This window comes from Bradyrhizobium sp. MOS003 (assembly GCF_003020125.1).
GTDB lineage: Bacteria > Pseudomonadota > Alphaproteobacteria > Rhizobiales > Xanthobacteraceae > Bradyrhizobium.
In genome coordinates this window covers 250,054-269,354 of sequence record NZ_PYFW01000001.1, presented here as the reverse complement: position 1 = coordinate 269,354, position 19,301 = coordinate 250,054, and the positions used below count along the sequence as shown (strand labels likewise).

General features: G+C 65.3%; 21 protein-coding genes. 11 read left to right on the top strand and 10 right to left on the bottom strand.

The window, feature by feature from the left end; all coding sequences use genetic code 11:
* Positions 1-9: 9 nt before the first annotated feature.
* The 5 genes from gshB (at position 10) to C7G42_RS01305 (ending at position 5,685) form a co-directional block, all read left to right on the top strand.
* On the top strand, positions 10-954 hold the full coding sequence (gene gshB / locus C7G42_RS01325; RefSeq protein WP_106947316.1) for a glutathione synthase: 945 nt from the start codon (positions 10-12) through the stop codon (positions 952-954).
* A gap of 300 nt (positions 955-1,254) precedes the next feature.
* Positions 1,255-2,079 (top strand): Flp pilus assembly protein CpaB, encoded by an 825-nt coding sequence (gene cpaB, locus C7G42_RS01320; protein ID WP_106947315.1) that lies wholly within the window; start codon positions 1,255-1,257, stop codon positions 2,077-2,079.
* Between the two features lie 13 nt (positions 2,080-2,092).
* Positions 2,093-3,610: a type II and III secretion system protein family protein gene (locus tag C7G42_RS01315; RefSeq protein ID WP_106947314.1), complete on the top strand. Its 1,518-nt coding sequence runs from the start codon at positions 2,093-2,095 to the stop codon at positions 3,608-3,610.
* Between the two features lie 54 nt (positions 3,611-3,664).
* Positions 3,665-4,399 (top strand): CpaD family pilus assembly protein, encoded by a 735-nt coding sequence (locus C7G42_RS01310; RefSeq protein WP_106947313.1) that lies wholly within the window; start codon positions 3,665-3,667, stop codon positions 4,397-4,399.
* Positions 4,396-5,685 (top strand): CpaE/TadZ family protein, encoded by a 1,290-nt coding sequence (locus tag C7G42_RS01305; RefSeq protein WP_106947312.1) that lies wholly within the window; start codon positions 4,396-4,398, stop codon positions 5,683-5,685. The genes C7G42_RS01310 and C7G42_RS01305 overlap by 4 nt, the downstream gene beginning before the upstream one ends.
* A gap of 21 nt (positions 5,686-5,706) precedes the next feature.
* On the opposite strand, the gene C7G42_RS01300 is transcribed toward C7G42_RS01305, so the two are convergent.
* Together C7G42_RS01300 and C7G42_RS01295 are read right to left on the bottom strand one after the other, a co-directional pair.
* Positions 5,707-6,486: a tetratricopeptide repeat protein gene (locus tag C7G42_RS01300; protein ID WP_106947311.1), complete on the bottom strand. Its 780-nt coding sequence runs from the start codon at positions 6,484-6,486 to the stop codon at positions 5,707-5,709.
* Between the two features lie 72 nt (positions 6,487-6,558).
* Positions 6,559-6,804, bottom strand: a complete 246-nt coding sequence (locus C7G42_RS01295) for a PilZ domain-containing protein (RefSeq protein ID WP_091965316.1) — start codon at positions 6,802-6,804, stop codon at positions 6,559-6,561.
* A gap of 228 nt (positions 6,805-7,032) precedes the next feature.
* Here C7G42_RS01295 and C7G42_RS01290 point away from each other — a divergent pair, with 228 nt between their 5' ends.
* The 5 genes from C7G42_RS01290 (at position 7,033) to C7G42_RS01270 (ending at position 13,422) form a co-directional block, all read left to right on the top strand.
* The gene (locus C7G42_RS01290; protein ID WP_106947310.1) at positions 7,033-8,571 is read left to right on the top strand and encodes a YifB family Mg chelatase-like AAA ATPase; all 1,539 of its coding nucleotides are present in this window, start codon (positions 7,033-7,035) and stop codon (positions 8,569-8,571) included.
* Positions 8,572-8,670: 99 nt separating this feature from the next.
* Positions 8,671-9,144 (top strand): hypothetical protein, encoded by a 474-nt coding sequence (locus C7G42_RS01285; RefSeq protein ID WP_106947309.1) that lies wholly within the window; start codon positions 8,671-8,673, stop codon positions 9,142-9,144.
* Positions 9,145-9,287: 143 nt separating this feature from the next.
* Positions 9,288-11,513, top strand: a complete 2,226-nt coding sequence (locus C7G42_RS01280; protein ID WP_199580590.1) for an ATP-binding protein — start codon at positions 9,288-9,290, stop codon at positions 11,511-11,513.
* Positions 11,514-11,619: 106 nt separating this feature from the next.
* Complete coding sequence (locus C7G42_RS01275) at positions 11,620-12,249, top strand: histidine phosphatase family protein (protein WP_199580589.1); 630 nt, start codon at positions 11,620-11,622, stop codon at positions 12,247-12,249.
* A 114-nt stretch (positions 12,250-12,363) separates the two neighbouring features.
* Entirely contained in the window at positions 12,364-13,422 is a 1,059-nt protein-coding gene (locus C7G42_RS01270) for an AI-2E family transporter (RefSeq protein WP_106947306.1), read from the top strand.
* A 3-nt stretch (positions 13,423-13,425) separates the two neighbouring features.
* Here the strand turns inward: C7G42_RS01270 and C7G42_RS01265 are convergent, their stop codons facing one another.
* From C7G42_RS01265 to hisB, 8 genes are all read right to left on the bottom strand, one after another.
* Positions 13,426-13,665 (bottom strand): hypothetical protein, encoded by a 240-nt coding sequence (locus C7G42_RS01265; protein ID WP_106947305.1) that lies wholly within the window; start codon positions 13,663-13,665, stop codon positions 13,426-13,428.
* 98 nt (positions 13,666-13,763) lie between these two features.
* Positions 13,764-14,720, bottom strand: a complete 957-nt coding sequence (gene coaA, locus C7G42_RS01260; protein ID WP_106947304.1) for a type I pantothenate kinase — start codon at positions 14,718-14,720, stop codon at positions 13,764-13,766.
* A 28-nt stretch (positions 14,721-14,748) separates the two neighbouring features.
* Positions 14,749-15,069 (bottom strand): phosphoribosyl-ATP diphosphatase, encoded by a 321-nt coding sequence (locus C7G42_RS01255; RefSeq protein ID WP_106947303.1) that lies wholly within the window; start codon positions 15,067-15,069, stop codon positions 14,749-14,751.
* Between the two features lie 77 nt (positions 15,070-15,146).
* The gene (gene hisF, locus C7G42_RS01250) at positions 15,147-15,920 is read right to left on the bottom strand and encodes an imidazole glycerol phosphate synthase subunit HisF (protein WP_106947302.1); all 774 of its coding nucleotides are present in this window, start codon (positions 15,918-15,920) and stop codon (positions 15,147-15,149) included.
* 3 nt (positions 15,921-15,923) lie between these two features.
* On the bottom strand, positions 15,924-16,667 hold the full coding sequence (gene hisA, locus C7G42_RS01245) for a 1-(5-phosphoribosyl)-5-[(5-phosphoribosylamino)methylideneamino]imidazole-4-carboxamide isomerase (RefSeq protein ID WP_106948801.1): 744 nt from the start codon (positions 16,665-16,667) through the stop codon (positions 15,924-15,926).
* Entirely contained in the window at positions 16,664-17,314 is a 651-nt protein-coding gene (gene hisH / locus C7G42_RS01240) for an imidazole glycerol phosphate synthase subunit HisH (protein ID WP_106947301.1), read from the bottom strand. Before hisH ends, hisA begins: the two co-directional genes overlap by 4 nt.
* Positions 17,311-17,841: a DUF2628 domain-containing protein gene (locus tag C7G42_RS01235; RefSeq protein ID WP_106947300.1), complete on the bottom strand. Its 531-nt coding sequence runs from the start codon at positions 17,839-17,841 to the stop codon at positions 17,311-17,313. Before C7G42_RS01235 ends, hisH begins: the two co-directional genes overlap by 4 nt.
* A gap of 65 nt (positions 17,842-17,906) precedes the next feature.
* Positions 17,907-18,500 carry an imidazoleglycerol-phosphate dehydratase HisB gene (gene hisB, locus C7G42_RS01230; RefSeq protein ID WP_106947299.1) on the bottom strand — a complete coding sequence of 198 codons (594 nt, stop codon included), beginning with the start codon at positions 18,498-18,500 and terminating at the stop codon, positions 17,907-17,909.
* 190 nt (positions 18,501-18,690) lie between these two features.
* On the opposite strand from hisB, the gene hslV reads away from it, so the two are divergent.
* Positions 18,691-19,251, top strand: a complete 561-nt coding sequence (gene hslV / locus C7G42_RS01225; protein WP_106947298.1) for an ATP-dependent protease subunit HslV — start codon at positions 18,691-18,693, stop codon at positions 19,249-19,251.
* Positions 19,252-19,301 lie beyond the last annotated feature (50 nt).

Below are 19,301 nucleotides of genomic sequence, written 5' to 3'. Positions count from 1 at the left end.
AGGCAGACCATGAAACTGAACGTCGCCGTCCAGATGGACCCCATCGCCCGCATCAACATCAAGGGCGATTCCACCTTTGCGCTGCTTTTGGAGGCGCAGAAGCGCGGCCATGGCCTGTCCTATTACACGCCCGACAAGCTATCGATGGTCGGCGAGGAAATCGTAGCGCCGGTTCAGTTCCTCACCGTGCGCGACGAGCCCGGCAACCACTTCACGCTCGGTGAACCCAGGCGCGAGGCGCTGAACGGCTTTGACGTGGTGCTGCTGCGCCAGGACCCGCCGTTCGACCTCGCCTACATCACCTCGACGCATCTTCTGGAGCGCATCCATCCGAAGACGCTGGTGGTCAACGATCCCGCCTCGGTGCGCAACGCGCCGGAAAAGCTGTTCGTGATGAACTTTCCGCAGCTGATGCCGCCGACCCTGATCTCGCGCGACCTCGACGAAATCAACGCCTTCCGCGACAAGCACGGCGCCGTCGTGATGAAGCCGCTGCACGGCCATGGTGGCGCAGCGGTGTTCCGCGTGATGCCGCAGGACATGAACTTCGGCTCGCTATACGACATGTTCTCGGTGACGTTCCGGGAGCCCTGGGTGATCCAGCAATTCATCCCCGAGGTGAGGCACGGCGACAAGCGCATCATCCTGGTCAACGGCGAGTTCGCCGGCGCGGTCAATCGCGTGCCGGCCGCCGACGACCTCCGCTCCAACATGGTGCGCGGCGGCGCGGCGCAGGAGACCGAACTCACCCCGCGCGAGCGCGAGATCTGTGCCACCGTCGGCCCGGCGCTGCGCGAGCGCGGCTTGCTGTTCGTCGGCATTGACGTCATCAACGGCAACCTCACCGAGATCAACGTGACCTCGCCAACGGGCATCCGTGCCATCGCGCGCCTCGGCGGGCCCGATGTTGCAGCGAAGGTGTGGGACGTGATCGAGCAGAAGCGGGCGAAGTAAGCGCTCTGCAATGATGACGTTGGGAAGAGCGCGAACTCTCCCCGCGTCGCCGGCCGCATCACTAACCACCCGTTCACCATGACGCGGCGCATGTCATGCGAACGAACGCCTCGTACTGCGTGAATCTACGGGGCCGCTGGCCGACCCAATAACGCGCCGTTCACCATCTGCGGAGAACCAGCATCCCGGCCGGCCGGAGCGTTCGGCCTCGCAACACCCCTTATACTTTTACTGCCTACTCATCGACGCGGGGGAACACGCCAGGTGCGGTTCGAGTGCCCCGCGTATGAGTAGAAGCGTATGAACACCGCACGTATCGTCGTTCTCGTCATCGCGCTGGGCGCCGGCGGCGTCGCGGCGTATCTGGCGAGCGGCTTCGACAACAAGCCTGCGCCCGTCCTGCCCGCCGCCGAGAAGTTGCCGACCGTCGAGGTCCTCGTCGCCAAGTCCGATATCGGGCTCGGCCAGGCCGTGAAGCCGGAGGACCTGCAATGGCAAGCCTGGCCGGCTGCGACCGCGAGCAGCGCCTTCATCCGCCGCGACAGCAGGCCCGAGGCGCAGACCCAGATCGCCGGCTCGATCGCCCGCGTCCCGCTGATGCAGGGCGAGCCGATCCGCGAGCAGAAGCTGGTCAAGGCCGACGGCTCCGGCTTCATGGCCGCGATCTTGCCCGCCGGGATGCGCGCCGTTTCCACCGAGATTTCCGCCGAGACCGCCGCCGGCGGCTTCATCCTTCCGAATGACCGCGTCGACATCGTCCTGACCCGCCGCCTGAAGAACCCCGACGGCGCCAACAACAACAATGGTCCGACCGGCGGCAACGACCTCGTCCTGTCCGAGGTCATCCTGACCAATATCCGTGTGCTCGCGATCGATCAGGCGCCGAAGGAGAAAGACGGCCAGAACGCCGTCGTCGGCAAGACCGTCACGCTCGAGCTCCGGCCCGACCAGGTCGCGATCCTCGCAGCCGCACGCCAGGGCGGCACGCTCCAGCTCGCGCTGCGGAGCATCGTCGATGCCAACGCAGTCGACGGCACGCCTGAAGACCAGGGGATCAAGCGCGCGGGCGGCGTGAACGTGATCCGTTACGGGGTGCAGGCAAGGCAATTGACGTCACAGAAGTGATGGTGGGGATCGCATGAACTACGGGGAAGATCAGACGGGGCTGCGCCTTCGGGGGAAGCGCACGCGCTCGTTCTTGACGGGGACGATGCTGATGCTGGGGCTGCTCGCAGCGCCCGATGTCGTCGGCGCGGCGGATGCGCCGGTGGGCGACCAGGCGCCGATGCAGGCGCCGGATCTCGGCGTGTCGTCGGTCGCGACGATCGCACCGGCGAGGACGCGTTTTCTCTCGCTCGGCGTGGGCAAATCCGTCGTCATCGACCTGCCGCGCGAGGTCAAGGACGTGCTGGTGGCCGATCCCAAGATCGCCAATGCAGTGATCCGCTCGGCCCAGCGCGCCTATATCATCGGCGGTCAGGTCGGCCAGACCAACGTCGTGTTCTTCACCGCCGACGGCCAGCAGGTCGCCGCCTATGACATCGCCGTGAAGCGCGACCTCAACGGCATGCGCACGGCCTTGCGCCAGTCGCTGCCGGGCGTTCAGATCGAAGGCGTTGGCGACAGCGTGATGCTGACCGGATCGGTGTCGAGCCCGGTCGAGGCCCAGCAGGCCGGCGACGTCGCCGCGAAACTGGTCGGCGGCTCGGACAAGGTCGTCAACAACATCGTCGTGCGCGGCCGCGACCAGGTGATGCTCAAGGTCGTCGTCGGAGAAGTGCGCCGCGACATCGTCAAGCAGCTCGGCGTCGATCTCAGCGCCAGCCTGAACGCCGGCACCGCGGTGGTGAATTTCAACAATTCCAACCCGTTCTCGGTCTCGGGCGGGCCGATCGTCGGCAGCAACGGACTCGGAGTCGCCGGCGTCACCAAGGGCATCGCCACCGTCAGCGCCACCATGCGCGCGATGGAAAGCGCCGGCGTCATGCGCACGCTCGCCGAACCGAGCCTGACGGCGATCTCGGGCGAATCCGCCACCTTCATCGCCGGCGGCGAATTCCCGATTCCAGCAGGCTATTCCTGCGATCCCGTCACCCACGTCTGTACCACCCAGATCACCTACAAGAAGTTCGGCATCTCGCTGAACTTCACCCCGGTCGTGCTCAGCGAAGGCCGCATCAGCCTGCGCGTGATGACCGAGGTCTCGGAGCTGTCGAATACGAATTCGATCACCTTGACGCAGGCGGTGTCCTCGACCTCGAGCAACTCGATCACCATCCCCTCGATCCAGACCCGCCGCGCCGAGACGACGCTGGAGATTCCCTCCGGCGGCTCGATGGCGATGGCCGGCCTGATCCAGCAGCAGACCAAGCAGGCGATCAACGGCCTTCCCGGCATCGACCAGGTGCCGATCATCGGCGCGCTGTTCCGCAGCCAGGACTTCGTCAACAACGAGACCGAACTGATGGTGATCGTGACGCCCTACGTGGTGCGTGCAGTCGCCCAGAAGGAATTGTCGCGGCCCGACGACGGCTTCGCGCCGGCCTCGGACGCGCAGACCGCACTGCTCGGCCGCATGAACCGTCTCTATGGCGTCGCGCGCCGCGTCGATCCGATCGCCGGCACGTCCGGCGATTTCGGCTTCATCATCGACTGAGGCGAACGGACGGCTGGGGAACGGGCAGGATTCGGGGCAAGAGGGGATGAGGCGATGACGACAACATCAGCCGATCGACGTCGCAAGCTGCAGATCGCGCTGGCACTGACAGGGCTCTCCGTCATGCTCGGCGCCTGCAACACCACCGGCGAGATCGTCACCCAGACGGTCCCGACCGACTATCGCCAGCGCCACCCGATCGCGGTGCAGGAAGGTAAGAAGTCGATCGTGATCTTCGTCGGCAAGGCGAGGGGTGGACTGTCGCCCGCGCAACAATCGGACGTCGCGGGCGTCGCCCGGGACTGGGTGCGCGAGGGCACCGGCTCCGTCGTCGTCGACGTTCCCGTCGACAGCGCGAATTCGCGCGCGGCGGCCGCGACCTATCAGGAAATCCGTTCCGTGCTCTCATCCGGCGGCGTGCCGTCGCGTGCCATCGCCCAGCATCCCTATCGCCCTGAAGATCCCGGGCTGCTGCCCACCATCCGCCTGAGCTATTCGAAGATGGCCGCGGTGGCCGGCCCCTGCGGGCTGTGGCCGGAAGACCTCGGCCCCTCGATCCTCGATCCCGGCTACAACGAGAACCGCCCCTACTTCAATCTCGGCTGCGCCAGCCAGCGCAATCTCGCCGCGATGATCGACAATCCGGCCGACCTCGAGCAGCCGCGATCCGAGACGCCGGCCTATACCGCGCGGCGCGACATCGCCTTTGATCGCTATCGCAAGGGCACTGCGATCGCGACTCCCAATTCCGAAGCCGACAAGGCCAAGCTCAGCGACACAGGCAAATGACCGTTATCCACGACGAAGAAGCGGACGACCTAGGTCACCCCGAGGAACACATTGCGCCGGTTCCCCGCATCTCGGTGCAGGCCTTTTGCGAAACCGAGAAGACGCTCGCAGCGGTGACCGCGGCGGGGCAGGACCGCCGGCTGGCGAAGGCGCACCTCACCGCCAAGGACGGTGGCCTTGCCGCGGCGATCGAAGTCTATGAAACGATGCCGACGCCGAACGTGATCGTGATCGAATCCGACGGCACCCGCGACATCCTCGAGGGGCTCGACGACCTCGCCGGCGTCTGCGACCCCGGCACCCGCGTGGTCGTGATCGGCAATCCCAACGACACCGCGCCCTATCGCGAGCTGGTGCGCCGCGGCGTCAACGATTATGTGGTGGGACCGGTCGAGACCCTCGACGTCGTCCGCTCGATCTGCAGCCTGTTCTCGGCCTCCGAGGCCATCATCACCGGCCGCGTCATCGCAGTGGTCGGCGCCAAGGGCGGCGTCGGCGCCTCCACCGTCGCGCACAATTTGGCCTGGACCATCGCACGTGACCTCGCGCTCGATTCCGTCGTGATCGACCTCGACCTCGCCTTCGGCACCGCGGGCCTCGACTACAACCAGGACCCGGTTCAGGGCATCGCCAACGCGGTGCTGTCACAGGACCGGCCGGACACCGCGCTGATGGAGCGCCTGCTCTCCAAATGCACCGAGCGCCTCAGCCTGCTTGCGGCGCCCGCCACGCTCGACCGCGTCTATGATTTCGGCGCCGAAGCTTTCGACGCCGTGTTCGACACACTGCGCATGACCACGCCCTGCATCGTGCTCGACGTTCCCCACCAATGGTCCGGCTGGACCCGGCGCGCGCTGGTGAACGCCGACGACATCCTCATCGTGGCCGAGCCGGATCTTGCCAATTTGCGCAACACCAAGAACATGCTGAGCGTACTGAAGGCGGCGCGGCCGAACGACCGGCCGCCGCTGTACTGCATCAACCAGGTCGGCATGCACAAGCGCGCGGAGATCGACGTCAAGTCGTTCGCCAAGACCATGGAAAGCCAGCCGATCGCAGTGATCCCGTTCGATTCGAAACTGTTCTCGACCGCGGCCAATAACGGCCAGATGATCGCGGAGGTCTCCAAGAGCCACCGCACCACCGAGCTGTTCCAGAACATGGCGAACCGCCTCGCCGGCCGCGGCGAGGTCAAGAAGCCGAAGCGCTCGCTGCTGGGGCCGCTGCTGAAGAAGCTGAAGGGCAAGTCGGGACGCAACTCCGCGCCGCATCGCAAGGCGTCATAAGCGTACACAGAAAGGGGCGGATTATTTGTCCGCCCGCTGCTGCTGCTGCTTCTTCGCCAGCAACTGCCTCAGCGCCGCGACCTTGGCCGCGGCCTGGTCCGGCGGCAAATCTGCCTTCACAAGGATTTCGGCCTCGGCCTCGCGGCCCTGCAATCCCAGCACGAGCGCGAGATTGGCGCGGATCCGCGCATCGTTCTGATTGCGTTGATAAGCGCGGCCGAGGACCTGCTCGGCCTTCGGCAGATTGTTTTGCAGCATGTAAGACAGGCCGAGATTGGACAGCACGGTCGGCTCGTCCGGCACGATCTTCAAAGCCGCGGCATAATATTGCTGCGCTTCCTCGTTGCGGCCGAGCTGATCCAGCGCCGCACCCTGCGCCGACAAGATGCGCCAGTCCGGATCCTCGGGCGTATGCGCGCGGCTGAGGACGTCGAAGGCCTGCTGGAAGCTGCCGCTGTCGGCGAGCGCGCGGCCGTAGCCGGCGAGCAGCGCCTTGTTGCTGGGATGGGCGAGCACCGCCTGCTCCATGACCGCAACCGCCTGCGCGCGCTGACCGCTCTCGCGCAGCGCCTTGCCGTAGGCGAGCGCAACGTTGGGATCACTGGGCTTGGCACGATAGCGCTCGCGTAAGGCGTCCAATTCGGGCCTGGCGTCGGCCTTGACGGCCGTTTCCGATCTAGCGCCGAGCGCGCCGGTCACATCCTCGATGCCCGCGGTCTGACAGCCGCCGAGCGCGAGCGCGAGAAAGGCGGGAAGCAGCAATCTCGCCGGAGAAGAGGCGAGGGGCGAACGCTTGGGCATACTCTGATCACTCGGCAACTGATCAGAGATGCTTACCGATTAACGCTAAAGTCCCGTTAAGGACCTGCGACCTCAGTCGGTGAACTCGGCACCGAATTCGCAGCCGATGCGCCAGCGCAGGCGGCACTGGCGGGAATAGTCGGGTGCGAAGATGATGGTGAATTGCGGCGGCACTTCCAGGAATTCCGCCACCACCTTCACACCGCCATCCGAAATATCAGTGATCGTGCAGTCCCGCGGCAGCGAACCCGCGCCAAAATGGATCTTGGCGAGCCGGCTGCACATCCGACGTTCGCTTCTCCGGCGATTTGCAAGCATTTGAACTGTTCACCCGTTGACCACGGCCCATCCCGCAAGCGTAGGAGTAGCTGACATGTGTTGGGATGTGCTGAGCGGAGCCGGTTGCATTCGAGGCGTAGTGTCGGTTCGGCGTTTACGCCTGGTTAGGTTTTGCCTTCTGGCTCCAGCATCGTTCCCGTATTGTTCTTGCGAAAGACGTCCGGCTCTGCTACCCCTAATTGTGAAAAGGGGCAGGCTGGTTTGAGCATGGTTCAGCGGGTTTCCACCGTCGCCTTTGAGGGCATCGAGGCCCGTGCGGTCGACGTGCAGGTGCAGGTCGCGCCTGGTTTGCCGGCGTTCGCGATCGTCGGCCTGCCGGACAAGGCGGTGTCGGAGGCGCGCGAGCGGGTGCGCTCGGCGCTGATTGCGTCCGGCCTGGCGCTGCCGGCGCGGCGGATCATCGTCAATCTGGCGCCGGCCGACCTCCCGAAGGAAGGCAGCCATTACGACCTGCCGATCGCGCTCGGGCTGATGGCGGCGATCGGCGCGATCCCGCCGGACGCGCTGACCGGCTTCACCGTGCTCGGCGAGCTCGGCCTCGACGGCTCGATCGCGCCCGTGGCCGGGGTTCTTCCCGCCGCGTTCGGCGCCAATATGCGCGAGGAGGGGCTGATCTGTCCGGCCTCGTGCGGCTCCGAAGCGGCGTGGGCGAGCCCGGACATCCAGATCATCGCGGCAAGCTCGCTGATCCAGATCGCCAACCACTTCAAGGGCACGCAAGTGCTGTCGCGGCCGTCGCCAAAGGTGCACGAGCCCGCCGCCTCCACGCTCGATTTGCGCGACATCAAGGGCCAGGAAAGCGCCAAGCGCGCGCTGGAGATCGCGGCCGCCGGCGGCCATCATCTTCTCATGATCGGCGCGCCCGGCGCCGGCAAATCGATGCTGGCGGCGCGACTACCCTCGATCCTGCCGCCGCTGTCGCCGAGCGAGTTGCTGGAAGTTTCGATGATCGCCTCCGTCGCCGGGGAGATCGAAGGCGGCGCCCTGACCGCGCGGCGGCCGTTCCGCTCGCCGCATCATTCCGCGAGCATGGCCGCGCTCACCGGCGGCGGCATGCGCGCAAAACCCGGCGAGATCTCGCTGGCGCATCAGGGCGTGCTGTTCCTCGACGAATTGCCGGAGTTCGATCCGCGGGTGCTGGACTCGCTGCGGCAGCCTCTGGAAAACGGCGAGGTCGCGGTGTCACGCGCCAATCATCGCGTCACTTACCCTGCGCGCTTCATGCTGGTCGCCGCGATGAATCCGTGCCGCTGCGGCAACGCGTTCGAGCCCGGCTATGCCTGCAAGCGCGGCCGCGTCGACCGCTGCACCGGCGACTACCAGGCGCGCATCTCCGGCCCGCTGATGGACCGGATCGATCTGCGCATCGAAGTTCCCGCCGTGACCGCCGCCGATCTGATCCTGCCGCCACCGGCGGAAGGCTCCGCCGAAGTCGCCGCCCGTGTGGCGGCCGCGCGCGACATCCAGCTCGCGCGTTATGCGGATGCCGGCCTGCCAAAGGTTCGCACCAATGCCGAGGCCCCGGCTTCCGTGCTGGAAGAGATCGCAAAGCCGGACGCGCAAGGCCAGAAGCTGCTGCGCGACGCCGCCGAAACCATGCGGCTGTCGGCGCGCGGCTATCACCGCGTGCTGCGGGTGGCGCGCACGCTCGCCGACCTCGATCGGGCCGACAAGATCGGCCGGCTGCATCTGGCCGAAGCGCTGTCCTACCGCGCACTCGCGGAGGATGTGCGGCAGCCGGCTTGATCATTCCACGCATCAACCCCGCGGTAACGAGTTTCCTTTACGCTCTGCAAACCATAAGGCCCACAGAGTTCCCGTACCGGGCCCGGCGAGTAGAGCGTCATGTTGCGTTTCAAGATCCTGGCCTCGGTTGTTCCCTTGTTGGCGACCGCGGTGTTCGCCCGCGCGGAGATCGGATCGGTCTCACATCCCTGCATCGCCCTCGGCGAAACCTCGGTCGAGCTCACCTCGCTGTTCTGGACCGCCGGCGTGCATGTCGCCTTCACCGAAGATCCCGCCCGGGCCACCGTGCGGGTTCAGATCACAGACGATGCCGACGCTGCGGACTTCGTCGTGGTCGACGACGGTCTCGGTTCGGAGCCGGAGTCCTGTCAGGCCAATCCCGCAACGCGCCTCGTCTCGATTGCCGCTCAGCCCGTCGATGGCGGCCAGGTCATCTATCTCTCCACTGAGGGTCCGGCGGATTACCGCATCTATGTGCGCTCGAAGTCGTTCTCGCAGCGCGAGGCCGCGGCGCTGATCGTCGGCGCCCATGGGGGCCATCGCCCGCTCCCGCTCCAGGCCGCTTCGCTCTGACGGGCACTGAGATCATGAGCCGTTAACACCTCGTCAACCCTGTTTGGAGGCAACGCCAAAGCCTCAAGCTGTTCGCAAGGTCGGCGCGACATCGTCACAGCCGGCGGGTGGCAGGATTTCGAGAAGAGTCGGGGTCGGTGGCGATGGGTCGGACGTTCCGGATCAAGGTGCGCATGCGCCGCTTCAGGCGACAGCATCCCCGCATCGCCTTCGCGATCCGCTCCTTCATGATCTTCTCGGCGACCTTCGGCGGCGCCTATGGTTTCGTGTCCGGCAGCCGGTCCGAGAACTCCGGCTACGATCCCTACACTTTTGCGATCGGCGCGAGCTTCTTGTTCGCGCTCGCCTGCCTCGGCCTTGCGACGCTGAGCATGCGCCTACGCTTCGTGAACAAGCGGCTGCGTACGCTCGCCGCCCACAACGAGGCGCTGATCGACCGCAATTGGGAACTGAAGGAAGCGGAAGAACGCGCCCGCAGCCTGTTCGAGCAGCAGGGCGACCTCATCGTGCTGCGCGCACCCGATGGCCGCATCACCTTTGCGAACGAAGCCTATTGCGCGCTCGCAGCACAGCAGCGTAGCGCGCTGGTCGGCACACGTTTCGATTTCGACGTGCTGGAGCAGGGCGACAGCGCCCGCGAGAGCAGCGGCACACGCATCCACGACCAGAAGATCGCAACCCCGCTCGGCGCGCGCTGGATCGCCTGGCGCGAAGGCTATGTCCGCCTCGACGCCGGACAGCCCGCCGAATTGCAGAGCGTGGGACGCGACGTCACCGACCGTACCGAGACCGAACGCGCTTTGTCCGACGCGCGCGACCAGGCCGACGCCGCCAACCGCGCCAAATCGCGCTTCCTCGCGATGGCCTCGCACGAGATCCGTACGCCCCTGAACGGCATCATCGGCATGGGCGGCCTCCTGCTCGACACCACGCTGACCCCGGAGCAGGCGACCTATGCCAAAGCGGTGAAAACCTCGGGCGAAGCCTTGATGGCGCTGATCGAGGAACTGCTCGATTATTCCAAGATCGAGGCCGGCAAGCTCGATCTCGAACAGCGTCCCTTCGCGCTCTCGACCCTGATCGAGGAGATCACCGAGTTGCTCGCGCCCCGTGCGCAGGCCAAGTCGCTCGAGATCGCCGCCTATGTCGACGAACGCCTGCCGCTCGAGGTGGTCGGCGATGCCGCGAGGCTGCGCCAGGTGCTGCTCAATCTCGCCGGCAACGCCATCAAGTTCACAAGCAACGGCGGCGTCGCATTGATCGTCGAGCCCGGGATCTGGCCGAACGAGATCAGCTTCCTGGTTCGCGACACCGGCATCGGCATTGCGCCGGAGGCGCAGCAGCGCATCTTCCGCGAATTCGAGCAGGCCGACGAGCGCGTCGCCCGCACCTATGGCGGCACCGGGCTCGGTCTTTCCATCAGCGAGCGCATCGTCAAGCGCATGGGCGGCCGGATTACGCTCGTGAGCGAGCCGGGCAAAGGTTCGACCTTCGAGATCGCGGTGCCGCTTCCGCCCTCGCAAGCCAGCGCGGGACAGACGGCCTTTCCAAGCCCCGACCTCGCCGGCAAGTCGATGCTCCTCGTCGCCGACGGCATCGAGGCCTCGCTGATCGCGCGGCGCCTCGAGCGCTGGGGTGGCCAGACCTGCATGGTTGCGGATGCGGCGGTCGCCGAAGCGCTGCTGCCGGAACGCTCATGGCACGCGGTGCTGATCGATCGTGCGGTCGGCCCCGCCGCAGCCGACCAGCTGGGCGAAATGGCCCGCGCGCATGCACTGCAGCGTCTCGTGCTGCTGACGTCGGGCTCGCGCCACGAAAAGCTGTCGCCGGCCTTCACCGGCTTTCTGGTGAAGCCGCTGCGGGCGGCCTCGCTCGCCGCGCGCCTTGCGCTGACGCCCGAAGTCGCCTCGCCAGATCTCGCGCCGGAACCGCCGGCTGACGCCGCCGGCGCGACCGCTGCCAAAGGCCTGTCGATCCTCGTCGCCGAGGACAATGAGATCAACGCGCTGTTGATGCGCTCGCTGCTGACGAAGCTCGGCCATCGCGTCGTCATTGCCGTGCACGGCGAGGCCGCGCTGGAGTCCTGGCTCGCCGCGTCATCGGCCGGCACGCCCTATGATCTCGTGCTGATGGACATCCAGATGCCGCAGCTCGACGGCATCGAGGCGACCAAGCGCATCCGCGCGCATGAGGCCGCGACGGGCGGCCACCACACGCCGATCCTCGCACTCACCGCCAATACGCTGGTGGAGGATCGCTATGCCTGCTTCGAGGCAGGCATGAACGGATTCCTGATCAAGCCGCTCGATCGGGAGAAGCTGGACGAAGCGCTGGCAGGGCTTGCGGCGTCACGGCGGCTGGCGGTCTGATCCAAATATCTCGCGGGAACCTTGATTCCATCAGGTGATCGGTAATTGAAATCGACCGCGCTGCGCGTCACCATCCTCCGGGGGCATTTGCAGGAGGATTTCGCGCATGAACGTGCTGTGCCGCCTCGTATTCATTGTTTTTCTCGCTGGATTTTCCCGCCACGCCGCGGCCGATACGCCGGAGCTCATCGCCTCGCTCAAGCAAGGCGGCTACGTGCTGATCTTTCGGCACACCGCGACCGACGACAGCCAAAGGGATGTCTACCCCTTCAAGTTCGACGATATGAGCGCCCAGCGTCAGCTCAGCGAGAAGGGCAGGGACACGGCGCGCCAGATCGGGGCAGCGGTCAAGGAATTCGCGATCCCGATCGGCGAGGTCTATACCAGCCGGCTCAACCGCGCGATCGAGGCCGGCAAGCTGATCACCGGCCGCGAGGTCAAGCCGATTGATGCCTTGACGGACAGCAGCAACGCCAGCGCAACGGGGATGGCAAACCCGACCGGCGCCAACGCAAAGGCCGGACAGGCCGTGCGTCAGCTCGTCGACGCGCCGCCGCGTGCCGGAACCAACACCTTCCTGGTCACCCACAAGACCAACATCGCCGATGCCTTCGGTAAGGAGGCCGGCGACGTGCAGGAAGGCGAAGCTTTCGTCTACAAGGCCGGCTCCTCGGGCTCCGCTACCTTTGCAGGACGCATCAAACTCGCCGATTGGACCGCGAAGACCGGCAAGTGACCGACCGCATCGAACGCGGCGGCCGATGCGACGGAGACGGAGCGTGACTTGCCGTTCCGCCTCCGTCCTGTGCTACCAACGTCCCGGGAGCAGCGACTGAAGGGCCGGTGACACGTGAGAACATCAGAAGACCGCGCGTTCCTGGTCTGGCTTGTCGTGATCTCCCTCGCGTTCGGCTGGGTGCTTTGGCCGTTTTCCGGCGCATTGCTGTGGGCCACGCTGCTGGCGATCATTTTTGCGCCCTTCTATCGACGGTGCCTGGAAACACTGCCGGAATGGCGCAATCTCGCCGCACTTTTCACCGTCATCGTCGTGGTCGTCATGGTGCTGATCCCCATCGGGGTCGTGATCGCTTCGCTCGTCGACCAGGGTGGCGAGTTGGTTCAGCGCGTTCAGACCGGCGAGATCGATCTGACACATCCGCTACAGCAGCTGAAAGCCGCGCTGCCGGACTGGGCCGTATCCCTGTCGGATCGCCTCGCCGGCATCGATCTGACATCCTTGAAAGAACGCCTGTCGAGCCTGGTGGTCCCGGCCGGCCAGCAGCTGGCCGGGCACGCGCTCAACATAGGTCAGTTTACGGCTGAGTTTGTCGCGAGCGTGCTCGTAATGCTCTATTTGCTGTTCTTTCTCCTGCGCGACGGCGACGATTTGAACCTGCGCATCCGCAGTGCACTGCCGCTGCGCGTGAGCCAAACCGACGAGATCCTGGATGCGTTTACCCTGGCGGTTCGCGGGACCATCAAGGGTATCATCCTGGTTGCCCTGATCCAGGGCGCGCTTGGCGGGGTGATCTTCTGGCTGCTCGGCCTGACTGCGCCGCTGCTGGCGGGCGCCATCATGGCGCTACTTTCACTTCTGCCCGTGCTCGGCTCCGCCCTGGTCTGGGTTCCGGCCGCCCTCTATTTGCTGATGACGGGCGCCGTCACGAAGGGAATCATTCTGCTCGCTTTCGGGACCTTCGTGATCGGCCTAGCCGACAATTTTCTCCGCCCCATGCTGGTGGGACAGTCGATCCAGATGCCGAGCTATGTTGTGCTGCTCGCCACCGTGGGCGGCCTTGCAACCTTCGGAGCGAACGGCTTCGTCATCGGCCCGCTCGTCGCCGCAATGTTTTTGACGGCGTGGCACATTTTTGTCAGCTCGAAGGAACGACGGGAAGGGCTGAAGTAACCGTTAGGCGGCGTGCGCGGTGAAACGGGGCGCGGACAGCCTGCCAGGCGACCCCAAATTTCCCCTGAAGGTGGTGTCGGTCTGCCCGGCGCGCTTGCAGTGCGGGCAGACGAACAGATGTGCAATGATCGAAACCGGCTCGTCTGCGAGCAGTTCCGAGCGGTACCACCTCATCTCGATATGACAGTCGGGGCAGGTCGGTGCTTCGAGCTGCTCCGCGGCGCTTCTCAGACGATCAACCATGGAGCCCTCGCGTCCCGAAGGTCATAGCCGAATACCTATCGCCGGTCTGCAACAAAAGATACCCTGCTCGAACAGGGCAGGACCTTGGCCCGCTCAGATCACAGCCGCCTGAGCGCCACGCTCTCGACGGTGTGGTCGGCGCCCTTCTTCAAGATGAGCGTCGCGCGTGGACGGGTGGGCAGGATGTTGTCCTCGAGATTGGCGAGGTTGGTGCGCTCCCAGATCGCGATCGCCGTCGCGGTGGCTTCTTCGTCCGACAGCAGCGCGTAGCGGTTGAAGTAGGACTTCGGATCGACGAACGCGGTGTCGCGCAGCGACAGGAAACGCCGGATGTACCAGCGCCGCAGCGAAGCCTCGTCGGCGTCGATATAGACCGAGAAGTCGAAAAAGTCGGAGACGACGGGCACGGCCTTGCCGTCGCGCGGCAGCTTGCCGGTCTGCAGCACGTTGACGCCTTCCACGATCAGGATGTCGGGCTGGTCGATCTCGGCCCACTGGTTGGGAACGATGTCGTAGGTCAGATGCGAGTAGACTGGTGCGCGCACGTTGCGGCGTCCGGACTTGATGTCGGACAGAAAGCTGAGCAGCAGCGGCAGATCGTAGCTCTCGGGAAAGCCCTTCTTCTGCATGATGCCCTGCCGGTCGAGCACGGCATTGGGATAGAGAAATCCATCGGTGGTGATCAGTTCGACCTTCGGACGCGGCGACCAGCGCGCCAGCAGCGCCTGGAGCACGCGGGCGGTGGTGGATTTTCCGACCGCGACCGAACCGGCGACGCCGATGATGTAGGGCATCTTGCGATCGCGGATGTTGAGAAACTGGCGCTCCGCGTAATACAGGCGCTGCATCGCATCGACATAGATCGAGAGCAGGCGCGACAACGGAAGATAGATGTCCTCGACTTCCTTGAGATCGAGGCGATCGTGGAGCGAGCGCAGCCGGTCGAACTCGCCCGGCTCCAGCGTCATCGGCGTATCGTCGCGCAGACGTGCCCACTCCTCGCGCGAATAGATGCGGTACGGATTATACTGCTGCTCGGGTGCGCGGATATCCATGACGCAACCTTCTCCGTTGGAGCTTATGTCAGCCCTTACGCGACGCTTTCTCTTCCAACCCCGACATATTCGTACGCTTGTCGAGCGTGGCTTCCACCTCTTCCAGCTTTACGCCGCGGGACTTGAGCAGCACAAGGAAGTGATAGAGCAGATCGGCACTTTCAGCGATCAGATGCGCGCGATCGTTTTCGACTGCTGCGATTACGGTTTCGACTGCTTCCTCACCGAACTTCTTGGCGCAATGCTCGGCGCCCTTGTCGAGAAGCTTGCGGGTATAGGACACCTCGCCGCCGGCCGCGGCGCGGGCATCGATGGTCTCGGCCAGATCGTGGATCGTGAAACGCGGCATCGGAATTACTCGGAAACACACAAAGCCAGAGGCCAAATCCCCGGCGGCCTGTGTAGCATTTTTATGAAGCGGAGTCGTCAGGCATCCAGGCGCATGGGTAACCCGCGCCGGGCCATGTGCTCCTTGGCCTCACGAATGGTGAATTCCCCGAAATGGAAGATCGAGGCGGCTAGCACGGCCGTGGCGTGGCCGTCGCGGATGCCGTCGACGAGGTGGTCGAGATTGCCGACGCCGCCCGAGGCGATCACGGGCACGGTAACGCTGTCGGCGATCGCCCGGGTCAGCGGGATGTCGAATCCCTGCCTGGTGCCGTCGCGATCCATCGAGGTCAGCAGGATCTCACCGGCGCCAAGCGAGACCACTTCCTGGGCATATTCGATGGCGTCGATGCCGGTCGAGTTGCGCCCGCCATGGGTGAAGATCTCCCAGCGGTCGCCGCCGGCGCGCTTGACGCGCTTGGCGTCGATCGCAACCACCACGCACTGCTCGCCGAATTTTTCGGCTGCTTCCTTCACGAACTCGCGACGTGATACTGCGGCGCTGTTGATCGAGACCTTGTCGGCGCCCGCGCGCAGCAGCGTCTTGATGTCGTTGACCTCGCGCACGCCGCCACCGACGGTCACGGGCATGAAGCAGGCCTCCGCAGTGCGCCGGACCACGTCCAGCATGATGCCGCGGTTCTCATGGGTCGCGGTGATGTCGAGGAAGGTGAGCTCGTCGGCGCCGGCGGCGTCATAGGCGATCGCCGCTTCGACGGGGTCGCCGGCATCCCTGAGATCGACGAAGTTGACGCCCTTGACGACGCGGCCGTCCTTGACGTCGAGGCAGGGGATCACGCGCACCTTGAACATGTGTCAGCTCCCAGGCGCACGCGCGTTGCGGATCAAATTGAGGGCGGCGGCGGGATCGAGCCGGCCGTCATAGAGTGCGCGGCCGGCAATCGCGCCGGCAAGCTTTTTGGCGCGCGGCGTCAGCATGGCCTTGACGTCCTCGATCGAGGCGAGGCCGCCGGAAGCGATCACGGGAATCGAGATGGCGTCGGCCAGCGCAATGGTCACATCGAGGTTCAGGCCCTTGAGCAGGCCGTCGCGCGCGATGTCGGTGAAGATGATGGCGGCAACGCCGGCATCCTCGAAGCGTCTTGCGATCTCCAGCACTGTAACTTGCGAAGTCTCGGCCCAGCCTTCGACCGCGACCTTGCCGTCGCGCGCGTCCAGCCCGACCGCGACGCGGCCTGGGAATTTCTTCGCGGCAGCCTTCACCAGCTCCGGATCGCGCACCGCGGCGGTGCCGATGATGACGCGGGTGATACCCTTGTCGAGCCAGGCTTCGACGGTCTTGAGATCGCGAATGCCGCCGCCGAGCTGCACCGGAATCCTGATCGTCTTCAGCATCGCCTCGACGGCCTCGGCATTCACCGGCTTGCCGGCGAACGCACCGTCGAGGTCGACGACGTGGAGATACTCGAAACCCTGCTCGACGAAGCTCTGCGCCTGCGCCGCCGGATTGAGGTTGAACACGGTCGCACGTGCCATGTCGCCCTGCTCGAGGCGCACGCACTGGCCGTTCTTGAGGTCGATCGCAGGAAAGAGAATCACGGTTTCCATCGCAAAAAGTTCGAGATCAGAGCGAGGCCAAAGCGCTGGCTCTTCTCGGGGTGAAACTGCGTGCCGATTGCGGTGTCCTTGCCGACGATGGCGGTGACGGGCCCACCGTAGTCGGCGCGCGCGAGCACGTCCGCCTCGTTGGCGGCATTGAGGTGATAGGAGTGCACGAAATAAGCGTGCTGGCCTTTCGGGCCGAGCGGCAGCTTGTTCAGCACCGGGTGCTCCTGCAGCAGGTCGAGCGTGTTCCAGCCCATGTGCGGGATCTTCAGGCTCTCGTCGCGCGGCGTGATCTTCTCGACGTCGCCGCCGATCCAGTTCAGGCCTTCGGTGATGACATGCTCCTTGCCGCGGCTCGCCATCAGCTGCATGCCGACGCAGATGCCGAAGAACGGCCGCGCCTTGACCCGCACCGCCTCGGTGATCGCCTCGACCATGCCGTTGACTTCATCCAGCCCGCGCCGGCAATCGGCAAAGGCGCCGACGCCTGGCAGCACCAGACGATCGGCCTCGTAGGCCTGATCGGGATCGCTGGTGACGAAGACCTTTTGCGGATTTTCGAGGCTGCGCGCAGCGCGCTCGAACGCCTTGGCGGCGGAATGCAGATTCCCGGAACCGTAATCGATGATGGCGACGCTCATCTTGACCCTCCCGGTTCTGGAAACAACCCGATGATGCCGCCGGCCGGAATCGGCGGCGGGTTCGAGAATTGCTGACCCGGCACGCTGCGGGTCGGCGGCGGGCCACCGCGATCGACGGCCCATTGATCGTTGACGATGCCGTGCTGCTTCTGGCTCCAGCGCTCGAAGAAGCGGCGTTCGGCGGTGTCCTCGTCGTCGGCAACAACCACGTCGAGCTGACGCCATTTTCCGCGCGACAGCGTCCAGCGGCGCAGGCTCGAGGCTTCGAGGCCCATCAGGAGCGCGACAATCAGATCGGCGAAGAAGATCGAACCACGCCCGACGCCGAGGCTCGACAGTCCGGCATTGAACGCTGCGACGAACACCAGAAAGCCGATCAGCGCCAGCCACAGCCCGTTCCACAGCAGCCAGAGCGGACCGAAGATCATCGCCCAGAAATGGAATCCGTCGCGCACGAACACGAACTTGTCGGTCGCGCGCAGATCGGCTCCGCTGGGGGAGGGAGCATGAACTGTATAGACAGGCATGGTGATGCCCCGTTCCCAAGAATTCAGTGATGCCGCAAGCGGCGCGTGCCGCCGGCCGAAAGACGTCAGCCGCCGAGCGAGCCCTTGGTGGACGGGATCTCTCCCGCCGCCTTCGGATCGATCGCGACCGCGGTGCGCAGCGCCCGCGCCAGCCCCTTGAAGCAGGACTCGGCGATATGGTGGCTGTTATCGCCATATAGGGTCTCGACGTGGAGAGTCACGCCGGCATTCATGGCAAAAGCCTGGAACCACTCGCGCACCAACTCGGTGTCGAACTCGCCGATCTTGTCGCGGGGGAAGTCGGCCTTGAACACCAGGAACGGGCGGCCCGAGATGTCGATGACCACGCGCGACAGCGTCTCGTCCATCGGCATGTGCACGCCGGCATAGCGGGTGATGCCCGCCATGTTGCCGAGCGCCTGCCTGACCGCCTGGCCGAGCGCGATGCCGGTGTCTTCGGTGGTATGGTGATAATCAATGTGCAAATCGCCGACCGCCTTGACCGTGAGGTCGATGCGGGAATGGCGGGCGAGGAGATCGAGCATATGGTCGAAAAAGCCGATGCCGGTCGCGATATCCGCCACGCCGGTGCCATCGAGGTTCACGGTGACCTCGATCTCGGTTTCCTTGGTCTTGCGCTTGATCGTCGCGGTGCGCATTGAAACTAGCTCTCATCCTGGCTCGGGGCCGAAAACGCCGGTCTTTTAACAGCCAAATGACGCCTTCGCTACCGCGGGATCGCCTTGGCAGGCCGTCACTTCCACCTATGGTGAGCGAAATTCGGCCCGGAACGGCCCGTTGTGCGCCTGGGCCGGACCGCCTAAATCAGGCGGATAACGAGGATCATTCATGCAGGCTTCCCAGAACAGCTCGCCGGGCTGGCACGGCACCACGATCTTGACGGTCCGCAAGGGCGGCAAGGTGGTGGTTGGCGGCGACGGCCAAGTCTCGATCGGCCAGACGGTCATCAAGTCCAACGCCAAAAAGGTCCGGAAACTCGGCAAGGGCGACGTGATCGGCGGCTTTGCCGGCGCGACGGCCGATGCCTTCACCCTGTTTGAGCGGTTGGAGGCCAAGCTCGAGCAATATCCGGGGCAGCTGACCCGGGCCGCGGTGGAGCTCGCCAAGGACTGGCGCACCGACCGCTATCTGCGGCGGCTGGAGGCCATGATGATCGTAGCCGACAAGGACGTCTCCCTGGTCCTGACAGGCACCGGCGACGTGCTCGAACCCGAGGCCGGCGTCATGGCGATCGGCTCCGGCGGCAATTACGCGCTGGCGGCGGCACGGGCGCTGCTCGACACCGACAAGGACGCCGAGGCCATCGTCCGCCGCTCCCTCGACATCGCCGCCGACATCTGTGTCTACACCAACCGCAACGTCACCATCGAAGCGCTGGCGGCGGGCTAAGTCATTTGTCTGAGCACTGGATCCGCACACTCGCTGTAACCTCTCCCGCT

Bases quoted from the DNA above. Each gene is read 5' to 3' on its own strand.
- gshB (WP_106947316.1), top strand. From the start codon at position 10: ATGAAACTGAACGTCGCCGTCCAGATGGACCCCATCGCCCGCATCAAC.
- cpaB (WP_106947315.1), top strand. From the start codon at position 1,255: ATGAACACCGCACGTATCGTCGTTCTCGTCATCGCGCTGGGCGCCGGC.
- C7G42_RS01315 (WP_106947314.1), top strand. From the start codon at position 2,093: ATGAACTACGGGGAAGATCAGACGGGGCTGCGCCTTCGGGGGAAGCGC.
- C7G42_RS01310 (WP_106947313.1), top strand. From the start codon at position 3,665: ATGACGACAACATCAGCCGATCGACGTCGCAAGCTGCAGATCGCGCTG.
- C7G42_RS01305 (WP_106947312.1), top strand. From the start codon at position 4,396: ATGACCGTTATCCACGACGAAGAAGCGGACGACCTAGGTCACCCCGAG.
- C7G42_RS01300 (WP_106947311.1), bottom strand. From the start codon at position 6,486: ATGCCCAAGCGTTCGCCCCTCGCCTCTTCTCCGGCGAGATTGCTGCTT.
- C7G42_RS01295 (WP_091965316.1), bottom strand. From the start codon at position 6,804: ATGCTTGCAAATCGCCGGAGAAGCGAACGTCGGATGTGCAGCCGGCTC.
- C7G42_RS01290 (WP_106947310.1), top strand. From the start codon at position 7,033: ATGGTTCAGCGGGTTTCCACCGTCGCCTTTGAGGGCATCGAGGCCCGT.
- C7G42_RS01285 (WP_106947309.1), top strand. From the start codon at position 8,671: ATGTTGCGTTTCAAGATCCTGGCCTCGGTTGTTCCCTTGTTGGCGACC.
- C7G42_RS01280 (WP_199580590.1), top strand. From the start codon at position 9,288: ATGGGTCGGACGTTCCGGATCAAGGTGCGCATGCGCCGCTTCAGGCGA.
- C7G42_RS01275 (WP_199580589.1), top strand. From the start codon at position 11,620: ATGAACGTGCTGTGCCGCCTCGTATTCATTGTTTTTCTCGCTGGATTT.
- C7G42_RS01265 (WP_106947305.1), bottom strand. From the start codon at position 13,665: ATGGTTGATCGTCTGAGAAGCGCCGCGGAGCAGCTCGAAGCACCGACC.
- coaA (WP_106947304.1), bottom strand. From the start codon at position 14,720: ATGGATATCCGCGCACCCGAGCAGCAGTATAATCCGTACCGCATCTAT.
- C7G42_RS01255 (WP_106947303.1), bottom strand. From the start codon at position 15,069: ATGCCGCGTTTCACGATCCACGATCTGGCCGAGACCATCGATGCCCGC.
- hisF (WP_106947302.1), bottom strand. From the start codon at position 15,920: ATGTTCAAGGTGCGCGTGATCCCCTGCCTCGACGTCAAGGACGGCCGC.
- hisH (WP_106947301.1), bottom strand. From the start codon at position 17,314: ATGAGCGTCGCCATCATCGATTACGGTTCCGGGAATCTGCATTCCGCC.
- C7G42_RS01235 (WP_106947300.1), bottom strand. From the start codon at position 17,841: ATGCCTGTCTATACAGTTCATGCTCCCTCCCCCAGCGGAGCCGATCTG.
- hisB (WP_106947299.1), bottom strand. From the start codon at position 18,500: ATGCGCACCGCGACGATCAAGCGCAAGACCAAGGAAACCGAGATCGAG.
- hslV (WP_106947298.1), top strand. From the start codon at position 18,691: ATGCAGGCTTCCCAGAACAGCTCGCCGGGCTGGCACGGCACCACGATC.